This window comes from Thalassotalea sp. Y01 (assembly GCF_012932945.1).
Lineage (GTDB): Bacteria > Pseudomonadota > Gammaproteobacteria > Enterobacterales > Alteromonadaceae > Thalassotalea_A.
The window spans coordinates 121,114-146,630 of record NZ_JABBXG010000007.1 but is presented as its reverse complement, the minus strand read 5'-3'; the positions used below and the strand labels follow the sequence as shown (position 1 = coordinate 146,630).

The 25,517-nt window shown below is 43.8% G+C and carries 25 protein-coding genes; 12 read left to right on the top strand and 13 right to left on the bottom strand.

Annotation, left to right across the window (positions count from 1 at the left end; translation table 11 throughout):
• Window positions 1-93 precede the first annotated feature (93 nt).
• The 3 genes from HII16_RS11655 to HII16_RS11645 all read left to right on the top strand — a co-directional run bounded on the left by HII16_RS11655 (window position 94) and on the right by HII16_RS11645 (window position 2,445).
• Complete coding sequence (locus HII16_RS11655; protein ID WP_169130334.1) at window positions 94-1,236, top strand: glycerate kinase; 1,143 nt, start codon at window positions 94-96, stop codon at window positions 1,234-1,236.
• A 124-nt stretch (window positions 1,237-1,360) separates the two neighbouring features.
• Complete coding sequence (locus HII16_RS11650) at window positions 1,361-1,936, top strand: NAD(P)H-dependent oxidoreductase (RefSeq protein ID WP_169130332.1); 576 nt, start codon at window positions 1,361-1,363, stop codon at window positions 1,934-1,936.
• A gap of 113 nt (window positions 1,937-2,049) precedes the next feature.
• Complete coding sequence (locus tag HII16_RS11645; RefSeq protein ID WP_211183504.1) at window positions 2,050-2,445, top strand: BlaI/MecI/CopY family transcriptional regulator; 396 nt, start codon at window positions 2,050-2,052, stop codon at window positions 2,443-2,445.
• A gap of 5 nt (window positions 2,446-2,450) precedes the next feature.
• Here HII16_RS11645 and HII16_RS11640 read toward each other — a convergent pair whose 3' ends face one another.
• The 3 genes from HII16_RS11640 to HII16_RS11630 all read right to left on the bottom strand — a co-directional run bounded on the left by HII16_RS11640 (window position 2,451) and on the right by HII16_RS11630 (window position 4,194).
• Window positions 2,451-3,011, bottom strand: coding sequence for a hypothetical protein (locus HII16_RS11640; protein WP_169130330.1), 561 nt, complete (start codon window positions 3,009-3,011; stop codon window positions 2,451-2,453).
• Window positions 3,011-3,529: an RNA polymerase sigma factor gene (locus tag HII16_RS11635; RefSeq protein ID WP_169130328.1), complete on the bottom strand. Its 519-nt coding sequence runs from the start codon at window positions 3,527-3,529 to the stop codon at window positions 3,011-3,013. Before HII16_RS11635 ends, HII16_RS11640 begins: the two co-directional genes overlap by 1 nt.
• Before the next feature lie 179 nt (window positions 3,530-3,708).
• Complete coding sequence (locus HII16_RS11630; RefSeq protein ID WP_169130326.1) at window positions 3,709-4,194, bottom strand: Spy/CpxP family protein refolding chaperone; 486 nt, start codon at window positions 4,192-4,194, stop codon at window positions 3,709-3,711.
• Between the two features lie 156 nt (window positions 4,195-4,350).
• On the opposite strand from HII16_RS11630, the gene HII16_RS11625 reads away from it, so the two are divergent.
• From HII16_RS11625 to HII16_RS11615, 3 genes are all read left to right on the top strand, one after another.
• Window positions 4,351-5,046 (top strand): response regulator transcription factor, encoded by a 696-nt coding sequence (locus HII16_RS11625; RefSeq protein WP_169130325.1) that lies wholly within the window; start codon window positions 4,351-4,353, stop codon window positions 5,044-5,046.
• Window positions 5,043-6,458, top strand: a complete 1,416-nt coding sequence (locus HII16_RS11620; RefSeq protein WP_169130323.1) for an ATP-binding protein — start codon at window positions 5,043-5,045, stop codon at window positions 6,456-6,458. The genes HII16_RS11625 and HII16_RS11620 overlap by 4 nt, the downstream gene beginning before the upstream one ends.
• Window positions 6,459-6,546: 88 nt before the next feature.
• The gene (locus tag HII16_RS11615; protein ID WP_169130321.1) at window positions 6,547-7,560 is read left to right on the top strand and encodes an alpha/beta fold hydrolase; all 1,014 of its coding nucleotides are present in this window, start codon (window positions 6,547-6,549) and stop codon (window positions 7,558-7,560) included.
• A 32-nt stretch (window positions 7,561-7,592) separates the two neighbouring features.
• Here HII16_RS11615 and HII16_RS11610 read toward each other — a convergent pair whose 3' ends face one another.
• A complete protein-coding gene (locus HII16_RS11610; RefSeq protein WP_169130320.1) occupies window positions 7,593-8,507 on the bottom strand; it encodes a cation diffusion facilitator family transporter in 915 nt (304 codons plus the stop codon).
• 70 nt (window positions 8,508-8,577) lie between these two features.
• On the opposite strand from HII16_RS11610, the gene trmL reads away from it, so the two are divergent.
• On the top strand, window positions 8,578-9,045 hold the full coding sequence (trmL, locus tag HII16_RS11605; protein ID WP_135438877.1) for a tRNA (uridine(34)/cytosine(34)/5-carboxymethylaminomethyluridine(34)-2'-O)-methyltransferase TrmL: 468 nt from the start codon (window positions 8,578-8,580) through the stop codon (window positions 9,043-9,045).
• A 119-nt stretch (window positions 9,046-9,164) separates the two neighbouring features.
• Here the strand turns inward: trmL and HII16_RS11600 are convergent, their stop codons facing one another.
• From HII16_RS11600 to HII16_RS11590, 3 genes are all read right to left on the bottom strand, one after another.
• A complete protein-coding gene (locus HII16_RS11600; protein WP_169130318.1) occupies window positions 9,165-10,439 on the bottom strand; it encodes an amidohydrolase family protein in 1,275 nt (424 codons plus the stop codon).
• On the bottom strand, window positions 10,436-11,857 hold the full coding sequence (locus tag HII16_RS11595) for an amidohydrolase (RefSeq protein ID WP_169130316.1): 1,422 nt from the start codon (window positions 11,855-11,857) through the stop codon (window positions 10,436-10,438). The genes HII16_RS11600 and HII16_RS11595 overlap by 4 nt, the downstream gene beginning before the upstream one ends.
• 111 nt (window positions 11,858-11,968) lie before the next feature.
• The gene (locus tag HII16_RS11590; protein ID WP_169130315.1) at window positions 11,969-12,469 is read right to left on the bottom strand and encodes a hypothetical protein; all 501 of its coding nucleotides are present in this window, start codon (window positions 12,467-12,469) and stop codon (window positions 11,969-11,971) included.
• A gap of 200 nt (window positions 12,470-12,669) precedes the next feature.
• Between HII16_RS11590 and ubiD the strand changes: the two genes are divergently transcribed.
• On the top strand, window positions 12,670-14,157 hold the full coding sequence (gene ubiD, locus HII16_RS11585) for a 4-hydroxy-3-polyprenylbenzoate decarboxylase (protein WP_169130313.1): 1,488 nt from the start codon (window positions 12,670-12,672) through the stop codon (window positions 14,155-14,157).
• A gap of 18 nt (window positions 14,158-14,175) precedes the next feature.
• Entirely contained in the window at window positions 14,176-14,871 is a 696-nt protein-coding gene (fre, locus tag HII16_RS11580; protein WP_169130311.1) for an NAD(P)H-flavin reductase, read from the top strand.
• Between the two features lie 79 nt (window positions 14,872-14,950).
• Here fre and HII16_RS11575 read toward each other — a convergent pair whose 3' ends face one another.
• Window positions 14,951-15,715: a hypothetical protein gene (locus tag HII16_RS11575; RefSeq protein ID WP_169130309.1), complete on the bottom strand. Its 765-nt coding sequence runs from the start codon at window positions 15,713-15,715 to the stop codon at window positions 14,951-14,953.
• Window positions 15,716-15,959: 244 nt separating this feature from the next.
• Between HII16_RS11575 and HII16_RS11570 the strand changes: the two genes are divergently transcribed.
• The gene (locus tag HII16_RS11570; protein WP_169130307.1) at window positions 15,960-18,839 is read left to right on the top strand and encodes a M14 family metallopeptidase; all 2,880 of its coding nucleotides are present in this window, start codon (window positions 15,960-15,962) and stop codon (window positions 18,837-18,839) included.
• 78 nt (window positions 18,840-18,917) lie between these two features.
• On the opposite strand, the gene HII16_RS11565 is transcribed toward HII16_RS11570, so the two are convergent.
• From HII16_RS11565 to HII16_RS11555, 3 genes are all read right to left on the bottom strand, one after another.
• Window positions 18,918-20,213, bottom strand: a complete 1,296-nt coding sequence (locus HII16_RS11565; RefSeq protein WP_248289613.1) for a hypothetical protein — start codon at window positions 20,211-20,213, stop codon at window positions 18,918-18,920.
• Window positions 20,214-20,218: 5 nt separating this feature from the next.
• Complete coding sequence (locus HII16_RS11560; protein ID WP_169130305.1) at window positions 20,219-20,632, bottom strand: c-type cytochrome; 414 nt, start codon at window positions 20,630-20,632, stop codon at window positions 20,219-20,221.
• Window positions 20,633-20,726: 94 nt separating this feature from the next.
• On the bottom strand, window positions 20,727-21,026 hold the full coding sequence (locus HII16_RS11555; protein ID WP_135438867.1) for a c-type cytochrome: 300 nt from the start codon (window positions 21,024-21,026) through the stop codon (window positions 20,727-20,729).
• 151 nt (window positions 21,027-21,177) lie between these two features.
• On the opposite strand from HII16_RS11555, the gene HII16_RS11550 reads away from it, so the two are divergent.
• Window positions 21,178-22,638, top strand: a complete 1,461-nt coding sequence (locus HII16_RS11550) for a protein adenylyltransferase SelO family protein (protein WP_169130304.1) — start codon at window positions 21,178-21,180, stop codon at window positions 22,636-22,638.
• Between the two features lie 93 nt (window positions 22,639-22,731).
• Window positions 22,732-23,019, top strand: a complete 288-nt coding sequence (locus tag HII16_RS11545; protein WP_169130302.1) for a DUF3630 family protein — start codon at window positions 22,732-22,734, stop codon at window positions 23,017-23,019.
• Here HII16_RS11545 and HII16_RS11540 read toward each other — a convergent pair.
• On the bottom strand, window positions 23,005-24,033 hold the full coding sequence (locus HII16_RS11540) for a zinc-binding dehydrogenase (RefSeq protein ID WP_169130300.1): 1,029 nt from the start codon (window positions 24,031-24,033) through the stop codon (window positions 23,005-23,007). The genes HII16_RS11545 and HII16_RS11540 overlap by 15 nt on opposite strands.
• A 117-nt stretch (window positions 24,034-24,150) precedes the next feature.
• Window positions 24,151-25,140, bottom strand: a complete 990-nt coding sequence (locus HII16_RS11535; RefSeq protein WP_169130299.1) for an aldolase/citrate lyase family protein — start codon at window positions 25,138-25,140, stop codon at window positions 24,151-24,153.
• Window positions 25,141-25,517 lie beyond the last annotated feature (377 nt).

Here is a 25,517-nt window from a genome sequence, read left to right as displayed (position 1 = left end):
TCAACTACAAAAGGGGCGACTATTGTTGCCCCTTTTCATTTTCACAGATACTCTTTAACTGGTAAATCTTATTGATTTAAATCGGGAATTAACGTGAAAGTGATCATCGCACCAGACTCATTTAAAGAAAGCTTAACAGCCTATCAAGTATGCTGCGCAATTAAACAAGGCATGCAACGGGTATTTTGCGACGCTGAGTTTGAGTTAGTTCCTATGGCGGATGGCGGTGAAGGAAGTGTTGATGCCATGCTCGCAGCAACCGCTGGCAACAAACGATTTGTGCAGGTCCAAGGCCCGGCAGGTGAAACGGTTGAGGCTTTTTATGGCCTAATCGATGCAGGCAAAACCGCTATTATCGAAATGGCTGCGGCGTCTGGATTACACTTGCTCGCACCACAACAACGTGACGCTCGTTACAGTTGCAGTTTTGGCACCGGTGAATTAATTAATGATGCTCTGCAACAAGGTGTTGAACATATCATTGTCTGTTTGGGCGGCAGTGCCACCAATGATGCCGGAGCCGGGATGTTGCGTGCGCTTGGTTTTAAATTACTTGACGCTAAGCATGACGATGTTGCTCCTGGCGGTATACATTTGTCTGAAGTAATGGCTATCGATGACAGTCATGTTAACCCCCTTTTGGCACAGACAAATATCACCTTAGCCTGTGATGTCGATAACCCATTGTGCGGTCCACAGGGCGCTTCACATATTTTTGGCCCACAAAAAGGTGCAACAGCTGAGGTGATTAAGCAACTCGACGGTGCACTAAAACACTTTGCCGAGCTATTACAGCAAACATTTCATTGTCAGATTATTGACCGCCCAGGTAGCGGCGCCGCCGGCGGTACAGCAGCGGCATTAATGGCGACAGTGAATGCGCAAATGCAACCTGGTATTGACATGCTAATTGAGCAATTACAACTCGCCGATAGGATCGCAACGAGCGATCTTGTGATTACCGGTGAAGGGCGAATAGATGGTCAAAGTGTGCATGGAAAAACGCCTGTCGGTGTGAGCCGAGTAAGTCGTCAATATCATGTGCCCACCATAGCAGTATGTGGTTCAATCGGTGATGACTACGAAAAAGTATATGCACATGGCATTGATGCGGTATTTAGTATCCTCGCCAAGCCGCAATCGTTAACAGACGCACTAATCGACGCCGAACAGAACCTAGTCAACACCAGTGAAAACATCGCCAGAGCCTTGAAATTAGCTGGCTTTAAGCGATAAACAGGCGCTTTTAGATGCATACTACGAGTTTTTATTAGTCGCTAAAAATGCGCTAAACGGGCTGGCAATAGGAGAAATGTTGTTCTATTGTAGTTTTTATATTTTTAATTAAATACAAACGTTTATGAGTAAAATACTGGCATTTTCTGGTAGCGCTCGAGGTGGCAGCTTCAACCAACAACTGGTGTCTATTGCGGCCTGCGGAGCACTGAGTGAAGGAAGTGAAGTAACGGTTATCAATTTGGCTGACTATGACATGCCTATCTTTAGCGAAGACTTACAATCGCGATACGGTATGCCAGAAAAGGCTTTGCAGTTTAAGCAGCTCATTGAAGACCATCATGGCATGCTCATCGCATCACCAGAATACAACAGTGCGTGTAGCCCTTTGTTACTTAACGCCTTAACCTGGGCATCACGAGCTACCAGTGCCGATGAAGTCCCTTTGGCAACCTATCAAGGTAAATTTGCCACCCTAATGTCGGCATCTCCCGGCCCGCAAGGTGGTATTCGAGGCTTGGTTGCTTTACGCATGTTGCTTTCAAATTTAGGCGTTACAGTAACGGCTGAGCAAATTACCGTGGCGAAATCGTTCGAGGCGTTTGCCCAAGGTAAATTAAAAGATGTGATGCGCCATAGTGAGGTTCGTAGTTTAGGCGCCAGCTTACATCGAATATTGGTTAAAATTCACGCGACTTAAATAGCTAATTAAATAACTAAATAACCGCTAAACAGCCGTTATTTATAACAATAAAAACAACAATAAAAACAACAATAAAAACAACAATAAAAACAACAATAAAAACAACAATAATGACAAATAACGTACTGGCAAAAATGAAGCTACCGACAGATACCGAGTTGGAACTTCTCAACATTCTTTGGCAACTTGGTCCGGCAACGGTACGACAGGTGCACGAGAATCTTAGCGCCTATCACCCTATGGGTTACACCTCTGTACTTAAATTGCTGCAAATAATGCATACCAAAGGGTTGGTATTGCGTGATGAAGATAATCGAGCCCATGTCTATATGACGGTAGCGAGTCGCGCACAGATTCAAGCGCAGGTTATTGCTGATGTCACCAGCAAAGCCTTTGCAGGTTGTCATAAACAACTCATTTTACAAACGCTTTCGCAAATAGATTGCGAGCAAAGCAAAGCCGATATCGTTGATATATTGCGTCAGCAATTGACAGAACCGGCCTAGGCTTATTATTCAGATTCCTGCATTTGCTGCAGGCGCAGCAAATAGACCTTTTTTTTCTGTTGCTGTTTTGCCCGATACCACTGCCCTGCTGCCACGACCACCGTGCTATAAATTGCCAACCAACTGACTATTTTGTTTATTCTCGTCTCTGGAATGGGATAAAATTGGTGCAGTACGACAAAGCCGATAACAACAAGCGCAGTAAACATATAGGTTACCGCCACTATTTGTATCGCACCATCGCAACGCATTATCGCTAATTTGAGAATGCTCTTTACATCAAGAGCGTCACTGCCCCAAGTCGAGGTTCGCAACCACAACAAATAGCCGGTGGCGACACTGACGGCGATAATGGTGAACACCCCAACGGCAAAACTTTCCGGTTGCTGATTATCGCGGATCATCAAGCTCGCCCAGATCACCATCGCCAACCAAACCAAAAAATCGATACTCATTAACACCAGCATACGCAACTGGGCGCGTTTAGCCTGCTTCAGCAACTCACCAGCGTTAGTATGTGGCTGTTGGTCACTTTGCCACAATCTTTGTAAATCCTGGTCTTTCATTATTGCTCCTGTTGAAACTTAACCGAAAACTGTTTTTTTAGACGACTCAAAATAACCCCAACATTACTGCTACCCGTACCACATATATCCGCGATTTGTTGATAGCTAAAGCCTTCAAGAAACAGAGTAAAAACCTGACGCTGTAGCAGTGGTAAATCATGAATTAATTTATCAAGCTGTTGTTTACGCATATCATGCTCAATCAAGGTGTGCTTGTCGGCGCTATGTTGTTGCTCAGAGTAGCCATCATCTATCGTTTGCGTCGCGACTTGCTTAACCGCTTTATCAACGTGACTAATGCAGCGGTTATGAGCAATACGAGCAAAATAGGTTTTGCTACTGGACTGCCCTTGAAATTTATCAAACGCGTTAAATATGGCTAAAACCACTTCCTGCATAACCTCTTCGGCGATAGCTGGATTTGCTTCATAGGAAGCGACAATACGCTCCAGCATTGGTAAGTGTTGCTGTAACTCTTGCTCCAATTTGTTGTTGGAACGCCATAGCTTAAAGAACAAAAAGTGCCCCTGAATCAATTAAATACACACAATTAACTATTGTTTTATAACAACTAACGACAGTTTGTACCAGTACTAAGTCACCACTGTTGTGCATCCTTTTATAACAAAAAAATGCAACCCTAAACTAGGGTTGCATTAATAGTCATAACACGAGCGAATTTATTACAAATTATTTTCTATTGTTCTGCTTGTTCTGCGCTGTCGCGTTTTTGTTTATGCTTTTGCTTGCGCATTTTGTGTTTCTCTTTGTGCTTTTGCATCATCTGTTCAAGTTCTGCACGCTGCTGCTCATTAAGTAGCTGATACATTTTATGCATAGATTGCGCGCGAATCAGCGCCATCTGCTTCTTTTTGGCCGATTTTTCATCGTATAGTTGTTCAAATTTGCCTTGATCAAATGTTTCTTGTTTCATTAATTCGGCCAATTGCTCACCCGACGCCGACTCATCTTGTTCATCTTTCAATGCTTTATATCGCTGCTTCGCATCGGCTTGTATTGCTTTAATATCGGTACGTTGTTGCTCACTCAAATCGAGTTTTTCGACAAAGCGGCCGAGTTCCAGACTGCGATGTTGACCATTATGTGATTTAGCGATTGCGGTTACTGAAACAAACATACATAGTATTGATACTATTACAGTTTTCTTGTTAACGAGTGTCATAAATGACTCCTATAAACGTTATTAGTTGGGGTAAGCTAATCATAGTCAATCCAACTGCAAGCTTGTGCAAAGGCCATGTAAAGATTTGGTAAATATTAAAGAACAAGGCAATATTGCGGTTAAAATAGGCATACAGACAACCTCGAGGCATAGCATATGACACCCAAACATTTGTTGCTTATTGACGATGATCGTGAATTAGTCGAACTATTATCTGAACTATTACAATCCGAAGGGTTTGCCATTAGCTGCGCATTTGATGGTGAGCAAGGCTTACAACAAATTCAACAACAACAGTTTGATATAATACTGCTCGATATTATGATGCCCAAAGTAAACGGTCTTGACGTGCTGCGCGCTCTGGGTGGTCGTCATCAAACGCCCATTTTAATGCTAACCGCCAAAGGCGATGATACCGATCGTGTATTAGGTCTTGAATTAGGCGCTGATGACTATCTAGCTAAACCATATAATCCAAATGAATTACTGGCGCGTATTCGAGCCATTTTGCGCCGTGTCGACATTATTAACAATAAAAATAAACAGCTTAATATCGAATTAAATCAAGTGCAGATCAAAGGTGCCAGCCGCGAAGTGTTATGCCAACAACAACAGGTTGTGCTGACCGGTACCGAATATGAAATATTGCATCTGCTAATGTCTTCTCCTGACAGCATTATTTCCAAAGAGCAAATAAGTGAACAAATTTTAGGCCGCCCTCTGGCGGCATTCGATCGCAGCATCGATATGCATTTATCCAATATTCGCCGCAAACTACAGCAATTTGCTGACGATGAAAAAATTAAAACCATACGCGGTGTTGGCTATGTATTTATAAGCGGTGACCAATGAAACGCCTACTCAGTATTTTTTCAATGTTCAGTGTCAAAATGTTCTTTGGCTTTTGGATCATAGCCATCTGTGCCATTCTTGCCACACGGTGGGTGTCGGTAAAATTTACCGAAATGGAAGAGATCAGACCGATCCCAAGAAGTGCGATGCACACCTTGAAAAAAGTGAATAATCGACTTATTCAAACCGGAGAACGTCACGGCGAGAAAATTTGGCGTTTAATAGACAACCGTGACAAACGAGTACCGAAAGAAATTTGGTTAAAATCCGCTGATTCGCACCGTATCGCCAGCAATGCTCGCAAGCAAACAGCGGAAATCAAAGACTATATATTAAACTCACAATTTGACCATCCTGTGGCACGTGTTTTTGGCAACAGCCAACTACTCGGACCAATCGATTTGCAGTTTAACGATCATTCATATCAACTGTTTGTATCACGCCCTCTGCATGGTAAGGATTTTTTAGGCCGCATTCATGCTATCCCATTTTGGCTGCGCATTGTCACCACATTATTGGTTACCGGTCTGCTTTCTTGGCTACTGGCTCGACTATTTATGCGGCCAATGAATGTGTTAAAGCAAGCCAGTGAAAAATTTGGTGGGGGTGAGTTAAATACGCGTATTCCGCAGTTTGATCAACGCATTGATGAATTTGGTCAACTTGGTCAGGCGTTTAATATCATGGCTGAGCGCATCCAAGAATCAGTCAGTTCACAACAGCGCCTGTTAGGCGATATTTCCCACGAATTACGGTCACCATTAACCCGCTTACAACTGGCTTTATCACTGGCAAATCGAGTCAATGACCGTTCTGACGAAATGCAGCGTTACTTGCAACGCTGCGAAACCGAAGTGGCACGTCTTGATGACATGATAAGCCAAGCATTGCAATTATCTCGACTTGAAAATCAGCTTGTCCATATGAACTCAGAGCCTGTAAATATCGGTAATATATGCGGCAAGTTAGTCAACGACTATGAGCTGGTACTAGCCGAAAAACAACTGCAATTGCACAGCGATATTGCACAGAACCTGATCATCGAAGGCGATGCGGCAATGCTATCTTCTGCTATCGAAAACTTGCTTAGTAATGCGATTCGTTACAGCCCAGAACAAACGCAAATCCAGTTATCGTGCCAAGTTTATGATGGCTTTATTCATATCGTTATTACCGATCAAGGACAAGGTGTTGAAGCAAGTCAGTTGCACCAAATATTCAAACCATTTTATCGCACCAGTGAAGCACGGGATCGAATCAGTGGCGGTACAGGTCTCGGTCTTGCCATAGCCAGTCGAGCTATTGCCGCACATGGTGGTGATATTTACGCGCAAATTGCCAGTAAAAATAAAACCAATCCAGGTTTGCAAGTAACGATAAAATTACCTTATGATGCTACACTAAATAACTAGATACCGTTATTTATTAGCAATTTACCAAAAAGTTGTGTTGCACATCATGACTCGTTTTCTGACCCTAATAATTTTTATTAACACCATAATGATAACAGCTCCGACATTAGCAACGACCTACTCATTTAGCCAAGAAGCAAACTTGATCGCCGCTCAACCCAGCATTGATCAGCTTTGGCAAAAAGGTGTGTTTGCCCACTTTAAATCAGGCGATGACTTAGATATTCATTATGCTTTATTCAATACCCATGACGATGCTGCGACAATCGTTGTTTCACCTGGTCGCTCAGAAAGCTACCTAAAATACAAAGAACTGACGTATGACCTGATCAATCAAGGTTATAACGTTGCTATGATAGATCATCGTGGCCAAGGGTTATCATCACGTGAGCTGGAAGATAAAGAGAAGGGTTATGTTGCTGATTTCCAGAATTATGTCGATGATTTTCATATTTTCATTGAGCAAGTTGTAAAACAACAGCTTGGTAACCAATTATATTTATTGGCCCACTCTATGGGCGGTAACATCGGTATTCTGTACATGCAACAACACCCGAAAACATTTGTAGCGGCCAGTTTATCATCACCGATGATTGCCATTAATGCCGATCCTGCTCCGGCATGGTTAGCCGCGCCGCTTATTCAAAGCTCGCACTTTTTTAATACTCTGTTTACCGACCAATCCAGTTATTTTATAGGTCATGGTGGTTTCAAAGAAAAGCAGTTTACCAACAATGATTTGATGCACTCAAAAGTGCGTTTTGATATTTTCCAAACCCTTTATAAACAGACTAAAAAGATCCAATTAGGCGGCGTTACTTTGGCGTGGCTCGATGCTGCAATTGCCAGTGATAAAGCCATTTTTGCCAATATTAAACAACTTAGCACGCCAATCATGGTCATGCAGGCGGAGTTAGACACTGTGGTAAGTAATGAAAAACAAGATGAGTTTTGCCAACAATTGCATCAGCACCATGCCGACTCCTGCATCAATGGCAAGGCGGTCGTAATTAAAGGGGCAAAACATGAATTATTGTTTGAGTCTGATGCGATGCGCAATCAATCGCTGACTACGACGTTAGATTGGTTCAACAAACACTAACCTTCTCTTTACCCTTCACCTTAACCTTTTGACTAGCGTTGTTGTTCACCTGACAACTCCTGCTTCACCACTGATTGCGGATCTTGATGTATTAGCACTTGCGCATTAGGAAACTCTTTAACAATGGCTTGCTCAATGTTATCTGCGATACTGTGTGCTTGGTATAATGTAAGGTCGTCTTTGAGCTCAAGGTGGAATTGAATAAACGCAATTTTTCCAGATTGGCGAGTGCGCAGTTCGTGAAAACCTAGCGCCTGTTCGTTGGCACGAATGAGATCGGTGATGCGCTCGACCTGCTGCTCACTTAATTCATGATCCATTAAGTCATGCACAGCGCGGATGCTAATTTTGATCGCTCCAACCCCTAAAAAAACACCAACCAAAACCGCAAATGCACCATCGGCATAAATAAAGCCGTATTGGCTTAACAGCAAGGCGATAATCACCCCGAGGTTTAGTAATAAATCACTTTGATAATGCAACGTGTCTGCGGAAATGGCGATTGAGCGCGTTTTGTTTATTACGTGTCGTTGAATAACAACCAAGCCTAAAGTCAGTAAAATGGCGACAATGCTTACCATGATCGCGGCAAAGTTGTGGCTAACAGGTTGCGGTGACACAGTGCGCTCGACACCGTGCAATATAAGCAAAATCGCCGAGCCTAAGACAAACGAAGCTTGCATCAACGCTGCTAAGTTTTCCGCCTTGCCATGACCAAAGCGATGTTCATCATCTGCTGGTGCCAGCGAATAACGCAAAATAATAAAGCTGGTTAATGAGGCAAAGACGTCGAGCAAGGAATCGGTACTTGAAGCCAACATTGATGCAGAACCCGATAACCACCAAGCCCACACCTTACTGAGTACCAATACCACGGCTACAAAGACCGCCGAGCCGCTAGCAAAGCGCACTAAACTTTCATAACTGCCTTTGTTGTTTACACTCATACCGACCTTGCATCTACTATATAGTCATCATCCATAGTATAATCGCTTTTATTTTTCGCTGTATTTCACTATGTTAGACATTGTTTTATTTGAACCGGAAATCCCACCTAACACCGGTAATATCATTCGCTTATGTGCCAACAGTGGTTTTCGTTTGCACCTTATCGAACCATTAGGGTTTGATATTGACGACAAACGTCTGCGCCGAGCGGGACTCGATTATCACGAGTTCGCTAATTTAAAACGTCACAAAAGCTTCGATGATTTCATTAACAGCGAACAACCTAAGCGCATTATTGCCTCAACCACTCGCGGTAGCCAACCACACACCGACATCACATTTGGTGAAGGTGACTACATACTCTTTGGCTCAGAAACTCGCGGGTTACCTGACGACGTTCATGCGCAAATACCACAACAACACAAAGTGCGTATCCCTATGGTGCAAGACTCGCGCAGCATGAATCTATCTAACTCGGTTGCTGTACTTGTGTACGAAGCATGGCGCCAATTAGGTTACCCTGGCGCCGACTTGTAAGGCATACTCAGCAATTGCCAGTGTATGTAGGATAATTAACGCAAGTCAATCGTTAAAAACAAAAAGCGCTAGCTATCAAGTTGATAACTAGCGCTTTTTTACAAGCTTACAACAATAAACTACGGTCGTGTATATTGCTGAGGTTTTTCTTTATCAAGGTTAAGGTAACGATCACGCAACTTGGTTTGACGAGACTCAAGCTCGATTTCTTCACCATTAATGATGACATTGGTCGGTGCTTCCATCACTTCTAGTGGGTCACCTGACCAAACCACGACATCCGCTTGCATACCAGCCTTAATTTGGCCTAGCCTGTCAGCCATACCATAAATCTCAGCAGGTACGGTGGTCAGTGATGCAAGACCGGCTTGATATGGCAAACCATTAGCAACCGCATTACCAGCATGCTGTGGGGCAAGGCGAATATTATGGGTATTCATACCAACAGCGACTTTCACACCCGCTTTGTGCAAGCGAGCAGCGTTTTCCATAGTTGCGCCGTTTTGTTCAAACGCATAAGGTAAATTCGATTCTGGGTTTAGAATCACTTCAACGCCAGCAGCGGCCAATTCATCGGCAACTCGCCACGCTTCTGCCGCACCGACTAAGGTGACGTTTAGGCGCTTAAAGTTTTGCATCATATGCAAAATGCGACGGATATCTGCGGCACGGTGGACTTTAAATAGTACTGGCACATCGCCTTGTACAACCGGAACCATAGCTTCTACATCGGCCTTAGATAATGTGCCGTGCCATTCGGTTTGTGGTGTAAAGCTAATCGTTTGAGCGTATAAGGCTTCGTTAAACGCATCGCGTAAACTTAACCACATAGCCGCTCGAGTGCCCCCCATTTTATTGGCACCAGAATTCGATACGTCGATGGCCATAAAAGCACGTTTCTTCAATAGTGGGTCAACATCATCACCTAAGGTGATAATCGCACCACGACCATGAAACATGGTATCTGAACCGCTTAATGCGGTTGCCGCGCTGGTAATACCTTCGATACGTGAAATATTGCGTAAGGTGGTATCTGGGCTGATAGCAACGGTAGCGTCTAACGAGGCTTGGTAGCTGCTTTTCGCTGCTGTTGCATCGACAGTATTAGCCCAAGACGGTACTTCGACTAAACCTAACGATGTGTATGCGCCAATAAAGCCAGGGGTGATGATTTTACCTTTGGCGTCAATCACGCGGTAGCTTTCATCGGTGCTCACTGTTTGGTCGATTACCTGAGTAATTTTACCATCATCAATTAACACGGTACCTTTTTCAATGGTGCCTTTTGCGCCCATGGTATGAATCGTACCACCGACAAGAGCGATTTTTTCAGCGTTTGCGCTAAACGATAACGCGGTTACTGCGGCAAGTGCCGTTAATGTCAAAGTTCTCATTTGCGATCTCCCTCACCTACTTGTCCTAACTCGTAATCGGCAATCGCCCAGGTTTCAGGTTTACTGCGATCAAACGCTAAACCACCGTCGATAAATACTAACTCAGCTTGCGCATAGGTAGAAAATGGCTCAGCACTCCATAACACCACGTCTGCATTTTTGCCCGCTTCTAAAGAACCGGTTTGTTCAAAAATACCTAGAGATTTTGCCGCATTTGAGGTTAACCAAATCCAAGCATCGGCTTTGGAAATATCGATACCAGCACGACGACCATCAGACAAGGCTTTGGCCGCTTCTTGGTTTAGTCGCTGAATACCTTGGTCAGAATCCGAATGAACGATAGCACATGCTTTCGCTTGGTGAACCATAGGAATATTTTCTCGGATACCATCGTATGCTTCCATTTTAAAGCCCCACCAATCTGCCCACATTGCGGAACAGATATTATTTTCCGCCAGCTTGTCGGCAATTTTGTATGACTCAACCGCATGTTGGAATGACGTTATTTTATAATCAAACTCTTTCATCACATCGATCATAGTGCCCATATCATCGGCACGGTAACAATGCATGTGCACTAAGATCTCGCCATCAAGCACACCCATAAGTGTTTCTTTATTTAAGTCACGTTTAGGTGGCTTGGCATTTTTACCTGCGTTGTAATCTTCTTCATACTTTTCCCAAGCGCGCTTGTAATCTTGAGCATCAGACCACGCTTGGCGGTAACCCGCAACGTTACCCATTCGGGTCATTGGCCCGCCTTTTTTACCGTATACACGTTTTGGGTTTTCACCACAGGCCATCTTCAAACCGTACGGCGCGTCTGGGAATTTCATATCCTGAATAACTCGACCAGGCAGGTTTTTAACGGTGACACTGCGACCACCCACCAAGTTAGCGGAACCCGGTAAGATTTGCATTGAGGTTACACCACCGGCAAGGGCACGACGAAAACCAGGGTCTTGCGGCCAAATTGAATGTTCAGCCCAAACCGCAGCGGTCACTGGCTTGGTCATTTCATTACCATCTGCATGGGATTCGGCGTCTGGAGTCGCGTAAACACCAAGATGACTATGCACATCAATAATACCTGGCGTTAACCATTTACCTGTGCCATCGATGACGTTAACGGCACTGGCTTCGTCCACGTCCTTACCAACGGCAACAATCTTGCCATTTTCCATTAATACCGAAACGTTTTCTGCCATACCACCAAGGCCATCGTAGATATTTACATTTGTGATTACGGTGGCCTGACTTGGCATTGGTTTATAGGTACTTGGGAATGGGTCTTTGTTGATTTCAACAAAGGCAGCCTGCTTTTTATCAACTTTAGTCTCGTTACCACCACAACCACTTAAAATGGCCGCGCTTAGTAAGGAAACTGAAGTCAATAAGACTTTATTGACTGTTTTCATAGTTTTCCATCTTTATGTGTTATTAGAACCAATTACTCTAACAAGTACGATTGCTAAAGTCATCGCAACTTGTCGTGAAAATGACGTTAATCATCGGCAAATCAATGACCATTACTGTTTGATTTTTCTATACATACCATCAAATAGTGTCGACCATGTTTTACCTTCATCGAGGCTTTGCTGCCAATGCTGGCGCACGCTACCATCACTATTTGGGGTCCAGCTAATTTTATGCCACAGTAAGGCGCCTTCAGCACTCTTACCACGACCTTTTAGTACCATTGACTGACCTTCCAATACTCCCTCAAGTTGCAATAATAAACCGCTGTTATCCATCCATGTTTGGTGCCAAACCTTGCGCTGTTTATCATACATATTGAGGCTCTTGCCTTTAAACCCGGTTGGCGTTTGATATTCTTCAAGAATGACGCATGAATCGAGAATCGAGCTGATTTTACTGGCAGAGACATTATCATTTTGCTTGTTAGTGACTTGCCACTGCCCTAACCAAAAATCAAATTGTCGGTATTCTGCTTCGCTGCAATTACCGTTAGCCCATGCATTATTGCTTTGTATTAACAAGATGCTGATTAATATTATGATTTTTTTCATGACCGTGCCTTAAACGAGTTACTCATTGCGGTATATACTGTAATCACGTTAAACCGCTTTTGAGCACAAGGCAATCACAATTACCGCCGTCCGTATACGGTTTTTGGCGAAAATAAAATACATTGCTTTGCGACGATTGCCGATTGGTATTATAGCCTTTACTGGTTATAATGCCCGCAAATCAATGCAAGATAGATACTATGAAATATAAGGACTTGCGCGACTTTATCGACCAATTAGAACAAGTCGGTCAGTTAAAGCGCATCACACAACCTATATCGACCGAATTGGCGATGACAGAGATCAGTGATCGTACCCTGCGTGCTGGTGGACCGGCTTTGTTATTCGAAAACCCGATTGGTTTCGATATGCCAGTATTGACCAATTTATTTGGTACGCCTGATCGGGTTGCGATGGCCATGGGCCAGCAAGATGTCACTGCCTTGCGTGACGTAGGCAAACTGTTGGCCACCTTAAAAGAACCTGAACCACCAAAAGGGTTTAAGGATGCGCTGGATAAATTGCCGATATTTAAGCAAGTATTGAATATGCCGACCAAGCGTTTGAAAAAGGCGCCATGTCAGGAAATTGTCTATCAAGGCGATGAAGTAGACTTAACCAAGTTGCCAATTCAAAAATGCTGGCCAGGCGACGTTGCTCCCCTGATCACATGGGGCTTAACGGTCACTCGCGGTCCCGAGAAAGAACGTCAAAACCTTGGCATTTATCGTCAACAGTTGTTGGGCAAAAACAAAATCATTATGCGTTGGTTATCGCACCGTGGTGGTGCCTTAGACTTTCAGGAATTTAAAAAACGTCACCCTGGCGAAAAATATCCGGTATCGGTTGCCTTAGGTGCCGACCCTGCGACCATATTAGGCGCGGTTACACCAGTACCAGACACCTTATCTGAATATGCTTTTGCCGGTTTATTGCGTGGCAGTAAAACCGAGGTGGTAAAAAGTCTGAGTAACGACTTAGAAGTGCCAGCATCGGCTGAAATCATTCTTGAAGGTTATTTAGATCCTGAAGAAATGGCACCGGAAGGCCCATACGGTGATCATACCGGCTATTATAATGAAGTCGATGACTTCCCAGTGATGACCGTCACGCACGTTAGTATGCGCCAAGACCCGATTTATCACAGCACCTATACTGGTCGCCCGCCAGATGAGCCAGCGATTTTAGGGGTCGCACTTAACGAAGTGTTTGTGCCTATTATCCAGAAGCAATTTCCTGAAATTGTCGACTTTTATCTGCCACCGGAGGGTTGTTCATATCGCCTTGCCGTGGTGACCATGAAAAAGCAATATCCAGGACACGCCAAGCGAGTAATGATGGGTGTATGGTCATTCTTGCGCCAGTTTATGTACACCAAATTTGTCATCGTCTGTGATGACGACGTCAATGCCAGAGATTGGAAAGACGTTATTTGGGCGATGACGACGCGCATGGACCCAGCACGAGATACCGTTATGGTAGAAAATACACCCATTGATTATCTCGACTTTGCCTCTCCGGTATCCGGACTCGGCTCAAAAATGGGCCTTGATGCCACCAATAAGTGGTCGGGAGAAACCGACAGGGAATGGGGCGAACCAATTACCATGGATGATGAAATCAAGCAGTATGTTGATGGTATATGGGATGAATTAGACATTCTCAATACACCGCCGTCACAAGATTAATTATTAGTAAGAAACAATATGAACAGAATCCGTTGTCAGGTTGCTTCGCTACAACCACTGACAAACACCGTTTTTCAGGTATTACTAAAACCTGAACAGGCTGTCTCGTTTGAAGCTGGCCAGTACTTAAATTTCGTCATGAGTGACGAAGATAAGCGTCCATTTTCAATCGCATCAAGCCCGAGCGATGCGCTTATTGAATTGCAAATTGGTGCGTTTGCCGCCGACAGTTGGGCGATGCAAGTTATTGAACGCATCAAAGACAATGAGTATGTTGAGGTAGAAATGCCCGGTGGTGTGGCGCAACTACGCCGAGACAGTAACCGCCCTATCGTACTATTAGCTGGTGGCACCGGTTTTTCTTACATTAAGTCGATTCTAGGTGAATTGGTTGAGCGTAATTATCAACAACCTGTATTGGTATACTGGGGCTTACGGGAGCCTGCGGCCTGTTATCAATTAGCAGAAACGCAAGCAATGACCGACAAATTGGCACATGGTCAATTTATCCCTGTGGTCGAGAGTGCCGATGAACACTGGCAAGGTCGTGTCGGCAAGGTACACGAACCGCTGTTAAAAGACGTGGTATCGCTAGAGTCTTATGATCTTTATATGGCCGGTAGATTCGATATGGTCGGTTTTTTACGCAACGAATTTATCAATCATGGCGCGCTATCCGAGCACATGTTTGCCGATGCTTTCGCGTTTATCTAAACGCCTTAAAAAGTTTAAATAACGTGTATAAAAAACGGGGTCATTACGACCCCGTTTTGTTTTTTGGCGTCAAACGCGTTTAGTTTTCTTTAACAATCGTCCATAGGTAATCGCTGTGTGACTTACACATCTTACTGAATTCTTGCGCCGGCTTTTCATTGGCTTTGTCTGAATAAAGCTGCTCTAAAATGACTTCTCGAGCCGCTAACAAATCTTTGTAATTGGCTGCCGTCATGGTTGCTAATTTACGATACTTGCCACCGACAACATGGGTATTCCAACCCCAAGACGTTAGTTTACCTTCGCCGACATTGGCATCATAGACTTTGGCAAACGTGGTTTTGACGATCTCATCAATTTTTTCATCTGCGGTAATATCACAGTAGAAATACACCGACATTGACGCTGTACCGCGATCAGCCGGACCTTCTGGGTTAGACCCTGTGACATATTGCCAAATATAGTCTTCATGGGTTGTACAACCTTTAGATAAAGCATCGGGTCCATCGCCTATGGCCTTAGTGAGCTTCTCACCAATGACCTCTTGCGCGTCCAGCAAGGCGTTTATATCTGCTGCTGTGTGGTACAAAATCCGACGCCATTTACCACCGGTATGGTGTTGTAACCACCCCCAGCCTAAAATCGCGCCTTCTTTTTTTGCTTCATCATATGCTTTGGCATACGTGGTGGTCACCAATTCATCAACATCGGCTTCACTGGCAGGTGAACATTGAAAATAACTGGCGTATGAAAACGGCATGCTTTTTTCTTCTTCCGCGGCATGTGCTGTGGAAAAGCAAAAAGCGAGACAACTAAATAGGTAGAATATAGACTGCTTGTTCATCGTGTGCTCCTTTGTTTTTTGTTAGGACACCCGGATACAAAGGCTGAATATACTGCGAAATATTCTTGTACAAAGGTCAAATTTACACGCTAAGCATAGTCTATTTCAAAGATGCCACAACTTTTCTCTTCCACGTATCCTAGTATTAAATTCAATTAGTTAAAAGTCGTACGCATTGTATGGTTGCACTAGAGTGGCGATTGGTTATAGTTAGAGGTGATTAAAAAAACAACAAGAGCAGATCATGATAAAAACGGTTATGCACACTTTTCTGGCAATCCTTGCCAGCCTAATGATCAGCACATCGGCGAATGCCAGCGTGTTGATGAAACCCACTCCTTTACCCGATGCCGAATACCCTAGCCTGTTTAGCGGCAAACACCATCAAGACATTAGCAAACCGGAAACGGTTCTCGGTTTTTCTGCCGGTGCACGCACCGCAACCCCGGAGCAGATAACGCAATTAGTGACCCTATGGGCTACGCAAAGCAAAAGGGCCAAACTGGTTGAATACGCGCGCAGCTATGAAGGCAGACCATTGCATTATTTGATTGTCAGTAGTGAACAAAACTTGGCAAACATTGACACCATTAAAGACAATATCAGCCAGCTCAGTGAACCAAAAAGTTTGGCTCCAAACAAAGTAAATGAATTAATCAACAGCACACCGGGTACTGCTTGGATGGCCTATAGCATTCATGGTAATGAATCCTCAGGTGCCGACGCCGCCATTGCCTTGCTCTATCATTTGCTCGCCAGTGAAGAGAGTGATGTCAGCGACTTACTCAATAAGTTAGTGATATTTATCGATCCGATGATGAATCCGGATGGTCGCGCACGCTTTACCAAACAACTCGAACAAAACCGTGCAACCAGTCCCAACTTTGATGTGCAATCAACATTACACAGTGGCATTTGGCCGTTCGGGCGCACCAATCATTATGGCTTTGACCTAAACCGCGATTTTTATTACGCGGTTAACCCAGAGTCACGCGGTCGTATCAAAGCCATCAATCAATGGTTACCGTTACTAATGATTGACGGTCATGAGATGGGCGCCTTAGATACGTTTTTATTTGGGCCTCCGCGTGAACCGATTAACGAGCACATCGCCGATAGCATCAATCGTTGGAGCAAAGTATTTGCCAGCGAACAAGCCGCGGCATTTGATAGTAAAGGTTGGCCATATTACACCGGTGAATGGTTTGAAAACCTATATCCTGGTTATTCTAATTATTCAGAATACAAAGGCTCCATTCATATTCTTTACGAACAAGCCCGTACCGCAGAAGATGGGGTGCGCTTGAACAATGGCCAGATTCGCAGTTATAAAAAGTCCGTTCATCATCAATTGCTGAGCTCGATAGCAAACTTACAAACATTGGCAAACAACAAGCAAAAAATCTTTGCTGATTTTGTCAAAAACCGTAATTCACATATCTCCGCCAAAGGCCCTTATGCCAATAAAAGTTGGGTAATATTACCGAGTAAGAATCAGTCTCGTTTACATAAATTTCTTGATTTGCTCGATTTGCAAGGTATTGAATATTATAAAAATGATAGCCGTATCAGTGTACGTAATGCGGTCAATCAATTAGGTCAAAAGATTAGTAGTCAAATGATTGAACCCGGCGCAATTATCATCCCAAATCGCCAATATGATGCGCCGTTAATCGCCGCCATTCTCGAATTTGACGCCAACATAAAAGATTCTGTATTGCTTGAAGAGCGACAAAAAGTGCTGCGTGATGGCAGTTCCGTTATGTATGATTCTACTGCCTGGAACCTTACCATGATGTATGGCCTTGAAGCGTTAGAAGTCAATCAAAACCTCAGGTCTGGATTGGACGTCTACCAAGCAAAGACATCGTCATCGTTTACGGATATCGATAATGCTATCGCTTATTTAGTCGATGGTGCCAATGATAATTCAGTTGGCTTTGCCGCTCGCTTAATGGAATTAGGGGTGAATGTTCGCGCCCTAGATAAACAAGGTGAATTTAACGGCACCAGCTTTAGTCGCGGGTCAATAGTGGTCAGCAAGCATGATAATACTAACTGGCAACAAATTGTCGATACCGTAAAACAAGTGGCTCAAAATACCAAGGCACAGGTTATAGGTATTAACCAAGGACTTGGTGATGGTGACTTACCGGATATCGGTGGTGACCACTTTAAGTTGCTGCAACGTCCGCAAATAGCCCTATTAAGCCACGCTGGTATCAGCGTATATGAGCATGGTCATATTTGGCATATGTTGGATACCGAGTTGGGTATTCGCCACTCACATCTAAATCAAGAGTTGCTAAGCAGTATGGATTTACGTCCATATAACGTATTGATCGTCCCTGGCCGCTGGTACGGTAAATTATCCGCAGGCAATATCAAAGTCATTGATACCTGGGTAAAAGCCGGTGGCACCCTAGTGGTCACAGGCAATTCAGCCAATCAATTCGCCAAAGCCAAAGACTTTGTTAAAACCGTAACCCTTGACGATGCCTTTGCTGATATGGAGCAATATAATGTTGCCTTATATCGAGAATGGTTATCGCAGCAGGCCAGCATATCGAATCAGAAATTGACTAAAAACCATAAAGTCAGTGATCAAATATGGTTCCCATGGCAAGGGTTGGCGGACATGAAGCCAATGAACAAAGAACAGCTTAAACGCTGGAACACCTGGACCGCGAACTTTATGCCATCAGGTGCACTGGTTGCATCCCGCACTGATCAAAAGAGCTGGTTAACCTTTGGCGTCAACGAGGTGTTACCTGTATTGACCGACAACCAACCGTTGTTGATGAGCAAATCACCAACTTCAGCGGTGGTGCGTTATGGTGTGCTTAGCGACAATAAAAAAGCCGAAGAACGGCTGATAGGTTGGTCAACCATACCTGCTGGCAAAGATCTGTATTTACGCATGAGTGGTTTGTTATGGCCAGAGGCTGCGCAACGCATCAGTAATGCTGCGTATCTAGTGCGTGAAAGTAAAGGCCATGGTCAGGTCATTCTATTTGCTAATTCGCCTAACTTCAGGGGCGCCACCAAAGGCACGGCGCGATTATTATTAAATGCCATCGTCTATGGTCCAGGTTTGGGCAGTAGGGCCGCACTTAACTTATAAACTGATAAGTACAAAAAAGGCGGTTGCAAACAATATGCACCGCCTTTTTTATTATGTGTTAACGCTAATCTGTAACGATTAACGGACCACCATCATTGACGCACTTTTTGGGTTTGCCAACAATTCAGCAAACACTTGCCAACGTTTATCCATATCGCCGCCACTTTGGTACTCAACGTAATCTTTCACTAGGTCCTGACCAAGGTTATAGTTGATAACGTATGCGCGGTAACGCTCAATAAAATCAATGCGTTGCTTTGATTTTTTCTCGTTACTCAAAGCATATTTCATCAGAAATGCCACCGCTTTTGGTTTATCTATTTGACCATCGAGATAGCGCTTTGCTGCGACATTACCGGCATAAGATAACTGGCCTAAAATGGCTTGTACTTGGTAGTAGAGTTCTACTTTACTGGCGTCAAGACCGGCTAATGTAAAGAGTACCTGTTTTTCAAATTGCAGGCGTTGCTGCTGTGGAAACGCGACCTCAATTCCGTAATTGGCACTGCCTTCTGCCAATAAAGATAAAGGCGAATAAAGTGGATATACCGAGTACTCAATCCAACCTTTACCATCAACCAAATGCTTTTCCATCAGAGAATTGAACACGTGATGACCAGGGTAACCTTCATGACTGGCCAAATCGATAGCACGATCAATTTGAATCGGTAAGTCTGTATTAACTTGAATCAGACTAAAGCTATTGCCTTTATACCAGTTATAGCCACTCCAAGGTTTGTCAGTGACATACTCAATAGTAAAGGCTTCATTTTCTGGCAATTCAATCATCGCCTTGGTACGTTTTTGCGCTTCTTCTATGGCAGCGACAAAGACTTTACCAAGCTTATCCTTAGGGATAACGAACTCACTTTGAAAGGCCTCAAGACGACTATTGAGATCGCCCTCACCTGGAACTAACCCATTCAATTCAAGTAATGCCTTATCGAAATCGGCTTCGCTTAAATTAGGCGATTTTGCGTCATACAGTGCCATCGACTCATCATCGAAGCTAAAGGTTTTACCGTTTAACTGTTCAATAAACGCCATCACCGAGCGCGTTTGCACCATAAGCATATCTTTGCGCAATACTTCGGTCTCTAACGGCTCAGTCTTATCAATGTCGTCAATTAAACTCTGTGCCTGGCTTTGTAATTGCTCAAGCGGCAGTTTTTGGGCCTGCTGCTGCCATTCACTCGGTCCATAGTAAGCGTCGATGTAATAGTCTTGATGTTTACCGACCAATAGCGCCAATTTAACGTAACGTTCAGCTAATTGGTTCATACTATCCTCGCTTGGCGATTCGCTATTATCGGTACAAGCAATAACGCCAATACAGCATAAAGCGACGAGCCATTTATTAAATCGTGTCAACATTGTGATTATTCCTGTTCCAGAGCAAAGCCCGCAAAGTACTCTGCTAAGGCCAACATATCTTCGTCGTTAAAACGCACCATCATGGTTTGCTTTATATCGTTTTTTAAACGTCGGTATTTATAATTTTGCATCTGCTCAAACAAGTAGTCTTGGTTATGGCCAGCAAGATCAGGATAAATCGCGAGTGCACCTTTACCATTACCACCATGACAAGGGGTGCAATAAGCAACATTCTGCTTAAGCTTTTGCTGTGCCAACCGTTCGGCTTTTAACTCTTGCTCAGCAAATGCTAGGCCTTGTTCTAGTCGTTTATCGACAACACTTTGCTCGATAACATCCATGCTTAATTGAGACGCTTGGCTTTGCCCTGTCAGCCATAACAAAGCACAAAGGCTAAAAATTCGTTTATTGTTTACCATAATACATTTTTGGATATTTAAAAAACTGGTAAGATTTTGTTTGAGCTATAAAAAAAGCGCATTAACATGCGCTTTTTTACAGAATCTATTTAGCTTATTTCAAGCTAGCGTAATATGCAGAAAGATTAGCAATATCTGCATCAGTCAAAGGCATCGCCATTGGTGCCATAACTGGGTCTTTACGAGTACCAGATTTGAAGTCTTTAAGTTGCTTCGCAATGTAAGCTTCTTTTTGACCTGCAAGGTTTGGGTACATTGGTACAGCAGAGATACCTTCAGCACCGTGACATGCTGCACATACAGCAGCCTTGGCTTTACCAGCTTCAACATCAGCAGCCATTGCAGGGGCAGCTAAAACAACAGATGCAGCTAGAGCTAGAGTTAATTTTTTCATAGTCACTACTCTTTTTTGTTTAATTAAATATTTGAACACTGTGTTGATTATATGGAAAAAAACTGAACATGTCTGTGGTTTTTTCGCAAAAACATATATCTTTGTTCTATCTCAAGTAAAATAACAGTGTTGCTCACTAATCAAGGCCATTATGCTCGAATTTCAAAACAGCTATTTAACATTAGGTTCACAATTTTACCAAAAGGTTGTTCCGGCGCAACCAGACAAACCTACAACACTGTTATTTAACATTAAACTCGCGCAAGAATTGAATTTTCCGAACGCTTTGATTAGCGATAAATCAGCGGTTAGTAAATTGTTTTCTGGTGATCTCAGTGGCCAGCAAATCACACCGATTGCATTGGCTTATGCCGGTCATCAATTTGGTCATTTCAATCCGCAACTAGGCGACGGCCGTGCGCACTTACTTGGCGAAATAATTGATCAACATAATAAGGTACAGGAAATTCAGTTAAAAGGATCAGGTCAGACACCGTTTTCACGCCAAGGCGATGGCAAATGTGCGCTAGGGCCGGCGGTTCGTGAATACGTTATGAGCGAAGCCATGTTTGCGCTTGGTGTGCCTACCAGTCGGTGTTTGAGTGTGGTGCGCACCAATGAAATCGTGTTTCGCGAGCAAGCATTACCGGGTGCCGTTGTTAGCCGAATAGCGAGCAGTCATATACGGGTTGGCAGCTTTCAATATTTTGCCGCTCGTAACGATTTTGACAGTGTAAAAACCCTAGCCAATTTTGCCATCGAGCGACATTACTCACATATCGACATAAGCAACAAAGATTATTTACTTGAGTTTTTAGCGGCGGTTATCGACAAACAAATCGAATTGGTAGTGCATTGGCTGCGAGTCGGCTTTATTCACGGCGTTATGAATACCGATAATACCGCCATTAGCGGCGAGACCATTGATTATGGTCCATGTGCCATGATGGCGGACTACCACCCGGGTACCGTGTTTAGTTCGATTGACCAAAATGGTCGTTATGCTTATGGTAACCAACCGGCTATTTGTCAGTGGAATATAGCACGTTTCGCCGAAACATTATTACCGCTGATTGATGCAGATAGCGAGCAAGCTGTGGCTAAAGTGAAACCTATAATTATGGCGTTTAACGATAAATTTAATGGCGCTAATAATGCCATGATGGTCAATAAAATTGGCTTACTCGATGTAAACAAGACGACGCTGCAATTAGTCGAACAACTGCTGAATATCATGCAAGAAAAGCAGCTCGACTATACCGCGACTTTTGTGCAGCTCGAGCAATCGTTATCTGGCCAGCAATCGGCCCAGGCCGTACCGCAGGTTTTGCAGACATGGCTGGTTAGTTGGCAGCAACAAATAAAAGATGTGCAGCAAGCCGTTGCCATGATGCGCAAAACCAACCCACTGGTGATACCGCGTAACCATCATGTTGAGGCGATTATAAGTCAAAGCTATGACAATGCCTTAAAGCAAGTAGATGATAGCGCCCACATTGACGAGTTTTTGACGGTGATGAGTTCACCGTATCAGCAGCAACAAGATACAGGAAAGTATCAGGATTTACCGGCAGATGGTGATCGTCATTACCGTACCTTTTGTGGCACGTAACTACAAGGCGGTAAGCGGCATGATCAACATAACAGAGCGAATGCAGTAAAAACGCTAAACACGATAAAGGCGCCAAGCACTTTGAAGAAAATAATGAAACTAACAAAAATTAATAGTCATACAGTTAGCCTTGATTTGGCTAACCAATGGGACCAAGAACAAGCTCTTTCCTTAAGCCAGGAGATCCTCGCCAAACTTGGCCAACATCAAGTCATTGAAACGATAGCCGGAGCTGATCGATTTGATTGTCGTTTTCGCTTTGCCGAGCAAGACTTTGTCTTACACTTTGAGCACTATAGTGAATCATGCTGGATAGAAGCAGACGATGAGTTTAATGAGCTTGGTATTGCGCCGCTTTTGCCTGTTTTAATCGAACATTAGCAATACCTTGCCATCACTCTTGTGCACAGCATAATGCTCTAACGCCGACAAAAATTGTTGTGGTTTAAAGTGGCCGTAAACATCGGTCTCAAAAATACCGTCACTGAACAGCTTTTGCACTTTGCGCGATAAAGCCAAAACTTGTAATGGATTGGCTTTACCAATATAAGTCGCTAGCCAAAACCCTTCGATGTGCTGATCTTTAAACAATAAATCCGACACCGAGAAGTAACCGCCAAAAGGGTGTAATGTTTCTGTGAGTCGACCATAAACAATCGCTGTTGCGCCCTTGCCCATTTGTGACATCACCCGCGGTGTCTCTTTATCGGCAACAGCGTCAAGAAACACACTCGCCTTTAAATCATTGCACGCTTGTTTTAATTGCACTTTAAAGTCACTATCTTCGGTTAAAAGTACGCGATCTGCGGCTAAATCTTTTAAAATGGTAATGTTTTTTTCTGAACGTACCGTCGCAATGGTTTTGATTCCTTGCAATTTCGCATAGCGAATAACGCCTTTACCGACTTGGCTCGCTGCGGCATTTATTACGATCGCCTTAGCGCCTAATTGTTTGGCGCGTTCAACCAAGCAAACCGATGTGCAGGGGTTAACGATCAGGGTTGCCGCTTGCGTATTGGTCAATTCTTTGCGAACAGGTAAACAGTAGTTCGCGTAGGTAATAGCGTATTTACCCCAAACCCCATCGCCGCCCGGTGCTGCCGATAAAGCGACACGTTTACCTGTTAAATATTTGCCATATAATCCGGCGTTGGCATCAATAACTTCACCGCATCCTTCGAATCCAGCGTACGCACCATCAACCGGAGGCAAGCCATATTTGCCCATCAGATAGACTAAATCAGATGGATTGATTGGCGCCGCCAACATTTTCACCAACACTTGCCCAGGCTTTAGTGCTGGAATTGGTTTTTCAATTAATTCTAAGCGTTGCGATAGTGGCGTTTCGACATCGTCGATTAATTTAAGGGCGAAGCCCACATTGGTCTTAGTCATAGGTGGTCTGATCAGTAACTATTGAATTTATAATGCCATATATAGCAAAGCCTTACCACTTGATAAGGCTTTGACCCTAATTAAATCAATCGAGCTGCGAGAGGTAAGATTGGCGCCTTAGAAAAACGCCGTTCGAGCAGCTTGCCCTATATCAATGCCACTGACTTGTGCACGTTGCAATAATTGCCAATAGTAGCGATAAGTCGCACGATCGTGCAGTTCACCTTTGTGTTGAATCGGTCCCCAAGCATTTTGCTGCGCCGCTAATAAAATCGCTTCGGCGTCTTCTACTTCTTCATAGTTTGGTTTCATCGCGTCAACGATGGCTTGAATTTGTGTTGGGTAAATGGACCACATACGCATAAAGCCGAACTCATCACGAGCGCGCTTGGCATCATCTAATGTCTGCTGCACATTTTTTAAATCTAAGGTGACATTGTGGGCGGGTATCACGCCATGCGCTAACGCGGCTGCCACCATTTCGGTTTTTGCACGATACAACAACGCATGGTCAAATTGTCCTGGGCTGCGCATACAACTCGCTGGAATCGCACCGTAATGACCAGAGACAAAATCCATCATACCAAAGTCCAATACCTGCACCCATGGTGTTGCTGCAATTTGCCACACATCACGCAAGGCGCCGTGGGTTTCAATTAACACGTGAATGGGAATTTCGCGGTCGATAGAATGGTATTCACATAGTCCCTGAATATATTTAACCATCTCTTCGATCTGACTGCCCGCAGTACACTTGGGCAAGGTAATGTAGGCAACTTTATGACCACAAGCTGGGATCAGTATTTCCAGGTCTTTCTTCCAATGTGGGTGCGAATAATCATGCACCCTTACTCCCAACATAGCGAACTGATTGTCATCAGAGGCAATCAAGCGTGCCACCATTTCAGCGTGTTGTTGTTCACTGCCAGCTGCTGCGCCATCTTCACAATCACAAGTGATATCGAAAACCGGTCCAAGCTGTTGTTGCATAGCCATTGCCTTGTTGATTAGCTTTTCGCTACCAGCAAAATGCTCACACGATGGGATCACTGGAAATGGTTTCTCCGCTTCAAATAAAGCTTCGTTTGGGTGAACAAGAGCGCTCATAAAAATCTCCGCTATTTTAATATTAATGGCGTCGCCATTATGTAATTTTATTACATACTCAATGAAAGTTAGATATTTACACAAAACAAGCCATGATTAGATTATGTGCTTACCCCTGTCTCTAGGTAGCCATTGGTGACAAAGGTTTATACTGGCCACTAATAATCAAATATCGCCTTATTCACTCAAACAATGCCCTTTAAAGACCTTTAGTGTCAATGCATTGGTGAGTAAATAAGCAACTTGTTGTTTTTTACCCTAGCCTCTGCGCAAAAAAAATTCAAACACTTTTTTAAAACATTTGATTGAAATAATTACTCTAATAGTGTAATTGTTAATAAAAGCTTTCATTTTTTGGTCAAGGTATGACCAGAAGA

Bases quoted from the DNA above. Each gene is read 5' to 3' on its own strand.
- HII16_RS11620 (WP_169130323.1), top strand. From the start codon at position 5,043: ATGAAACGCCTACTCAGTATTTTTTCAATGTTCAGTGTCAAAATGTTC.
- HII16_RS11550 (WP_169130304.1), top strand. From the start codon at position 21,178: ATGCTCGAATTTCAAAACAGCTATTTAACATTAGGTTCACAATTTTAC.
- HII16_RS11645 (WP_211183504.1), top strand. From the start codon at position 2,050: ATGACAAATAACGTACTGGCAAAAATGAAGCTACCGACAGATACCGAG.
- HII16_RS11575 (WP_169130309.1), bottom strand. From the start codon at position 15,715: ATGAACAAGCAGTCTATATTCTACCTATTTAGTTGTCTCGCTTTTTGC.
- fre (WP_169130311.1), top strand. From the start codon at position 14,176: ATGAACAGAATCCGTTGTCAGGTTGCTTCGCTACAACCACTGACAAAC.
- HII16_RS11595 (WP_169130316.1), bottom strand. From the start codon at position 11,857: ATGAAAACAGTCAATAAAGTCTTATTGACTTCAGTTTCCTTACTAAGC.
- HII16_RS11540 (WP_169130300.1), bottom strand. From the start codon at position 24,033: ATGACTAAGACCAATGTGGGCTTCGCCCTTAAATTAATCGACGATGTC.
- HII16_RS11600 (WP_169130318.1), bottom strand. From the start codon at position 10,439: ATGAGAACTTTGACATTAACGGCACTTGCCGCAGTAACCGCGTTATCG.
- trmL (WP_135438877.1), top strand. From the start codon at position 8,578: ATGTTAGACATTGTTTTATTTGAACCGGAAATCCCACCTAACACCGGT.
- HII16_RS11555 (WP_135438867.1), bottom strand. From the start codon at position 21,026: ATGAAAAAATTAACTCTAGCTCTAGCTGCATCTGTTGTTTTAGCTGCC.
- HII16_RS11625 (WP_169130325.1), top strand. From the start codon at position 4,351: ATGACACCCAAACATTTGTTGCTTATTGACGATGATCGTGAATTAGTC.
- HII16_RS11610 (WP_169130320.1), bottom strand. From the start codon at position 8,507: ATGAGTGTAAACAACAAAGGCAGTTATGAAAGTTTAGTGCGCTTTGCT.
- HII16_RS11640 (WP_169130330.1), bottom strand. From the start codon at position 3,011: ATGAAAGACCAGGATTTACAAAGATTGTGGCAAAGTGACCAACAGCCA.
- HII16_RS11650 (WP_169130332.1), top strand. From the start codon at position 1,361: ATGAGTAAAATACTGGCATTTTCTGGTAGCGCTCGAGGTGGCAGCTTC.
- HII16_RS11570 (WP_169130307.1), top strand. From the start codon at position 15,960: ATGATAAAAACGGTTATGCACACTTTTCTGGCAATCCTTGCCAGCCTA.
- HII16_RS11630 (WP_169130326.1), bottom strand. From the start codon at position 4,194: ATGACACTCGTTAACAAGAAAACTGTAATAGTATCAATACTATGTATG.
- HII16_RS11590 (WP_169130315.1), bottom strand. From the start codon at position 12,469: ATGAAAAAAATCATAATATTAATCAGCATCTTGTTAATACAAAGCAAT.
- HII16_RS11545 (WP_169130302.1), top strand. From the start codon at position 22,732: ATGAAACTAACAAAAATTAATAGTCATACAGTTAGCCTTGATTTGGCT.
- ubiD (WP_169130313.1), top strand. From the start codon at position 12,670: ATGAAATATAAGGACTTGCGCGACTTTATCGACCAATTAGAACAAGTC.
- HII16_RS11535 (WP_169130299.1), bottom strand. From the start codon at position 25,140: ATGAGCGCTCTTGTTCACCCAAACGAAGCTTTATTTGAAGCGGAGAAA.
- HII16_RS11565 (WP_248289613.1), bottom strand. From the start codon at position 20,213: ATGTTGACACGATTTAATAAATGGCTCGTCGCTTTATGCTGTATTGGC.
- HII16_RS11615 (WP_169130321.1), top strand. From the start codon at position 6,547: ATGATAACAGCTCCGACATTAGCAACGACCTACTCATTTAGCCAAGAA.
- HII16_RS11560 (WP_169130305.1), bottom strand. From the start codon at position 20,632: ATGGTAAACAATAAACGAATTTTTAGCCTTTGTGCTTTGTTATGGCTG.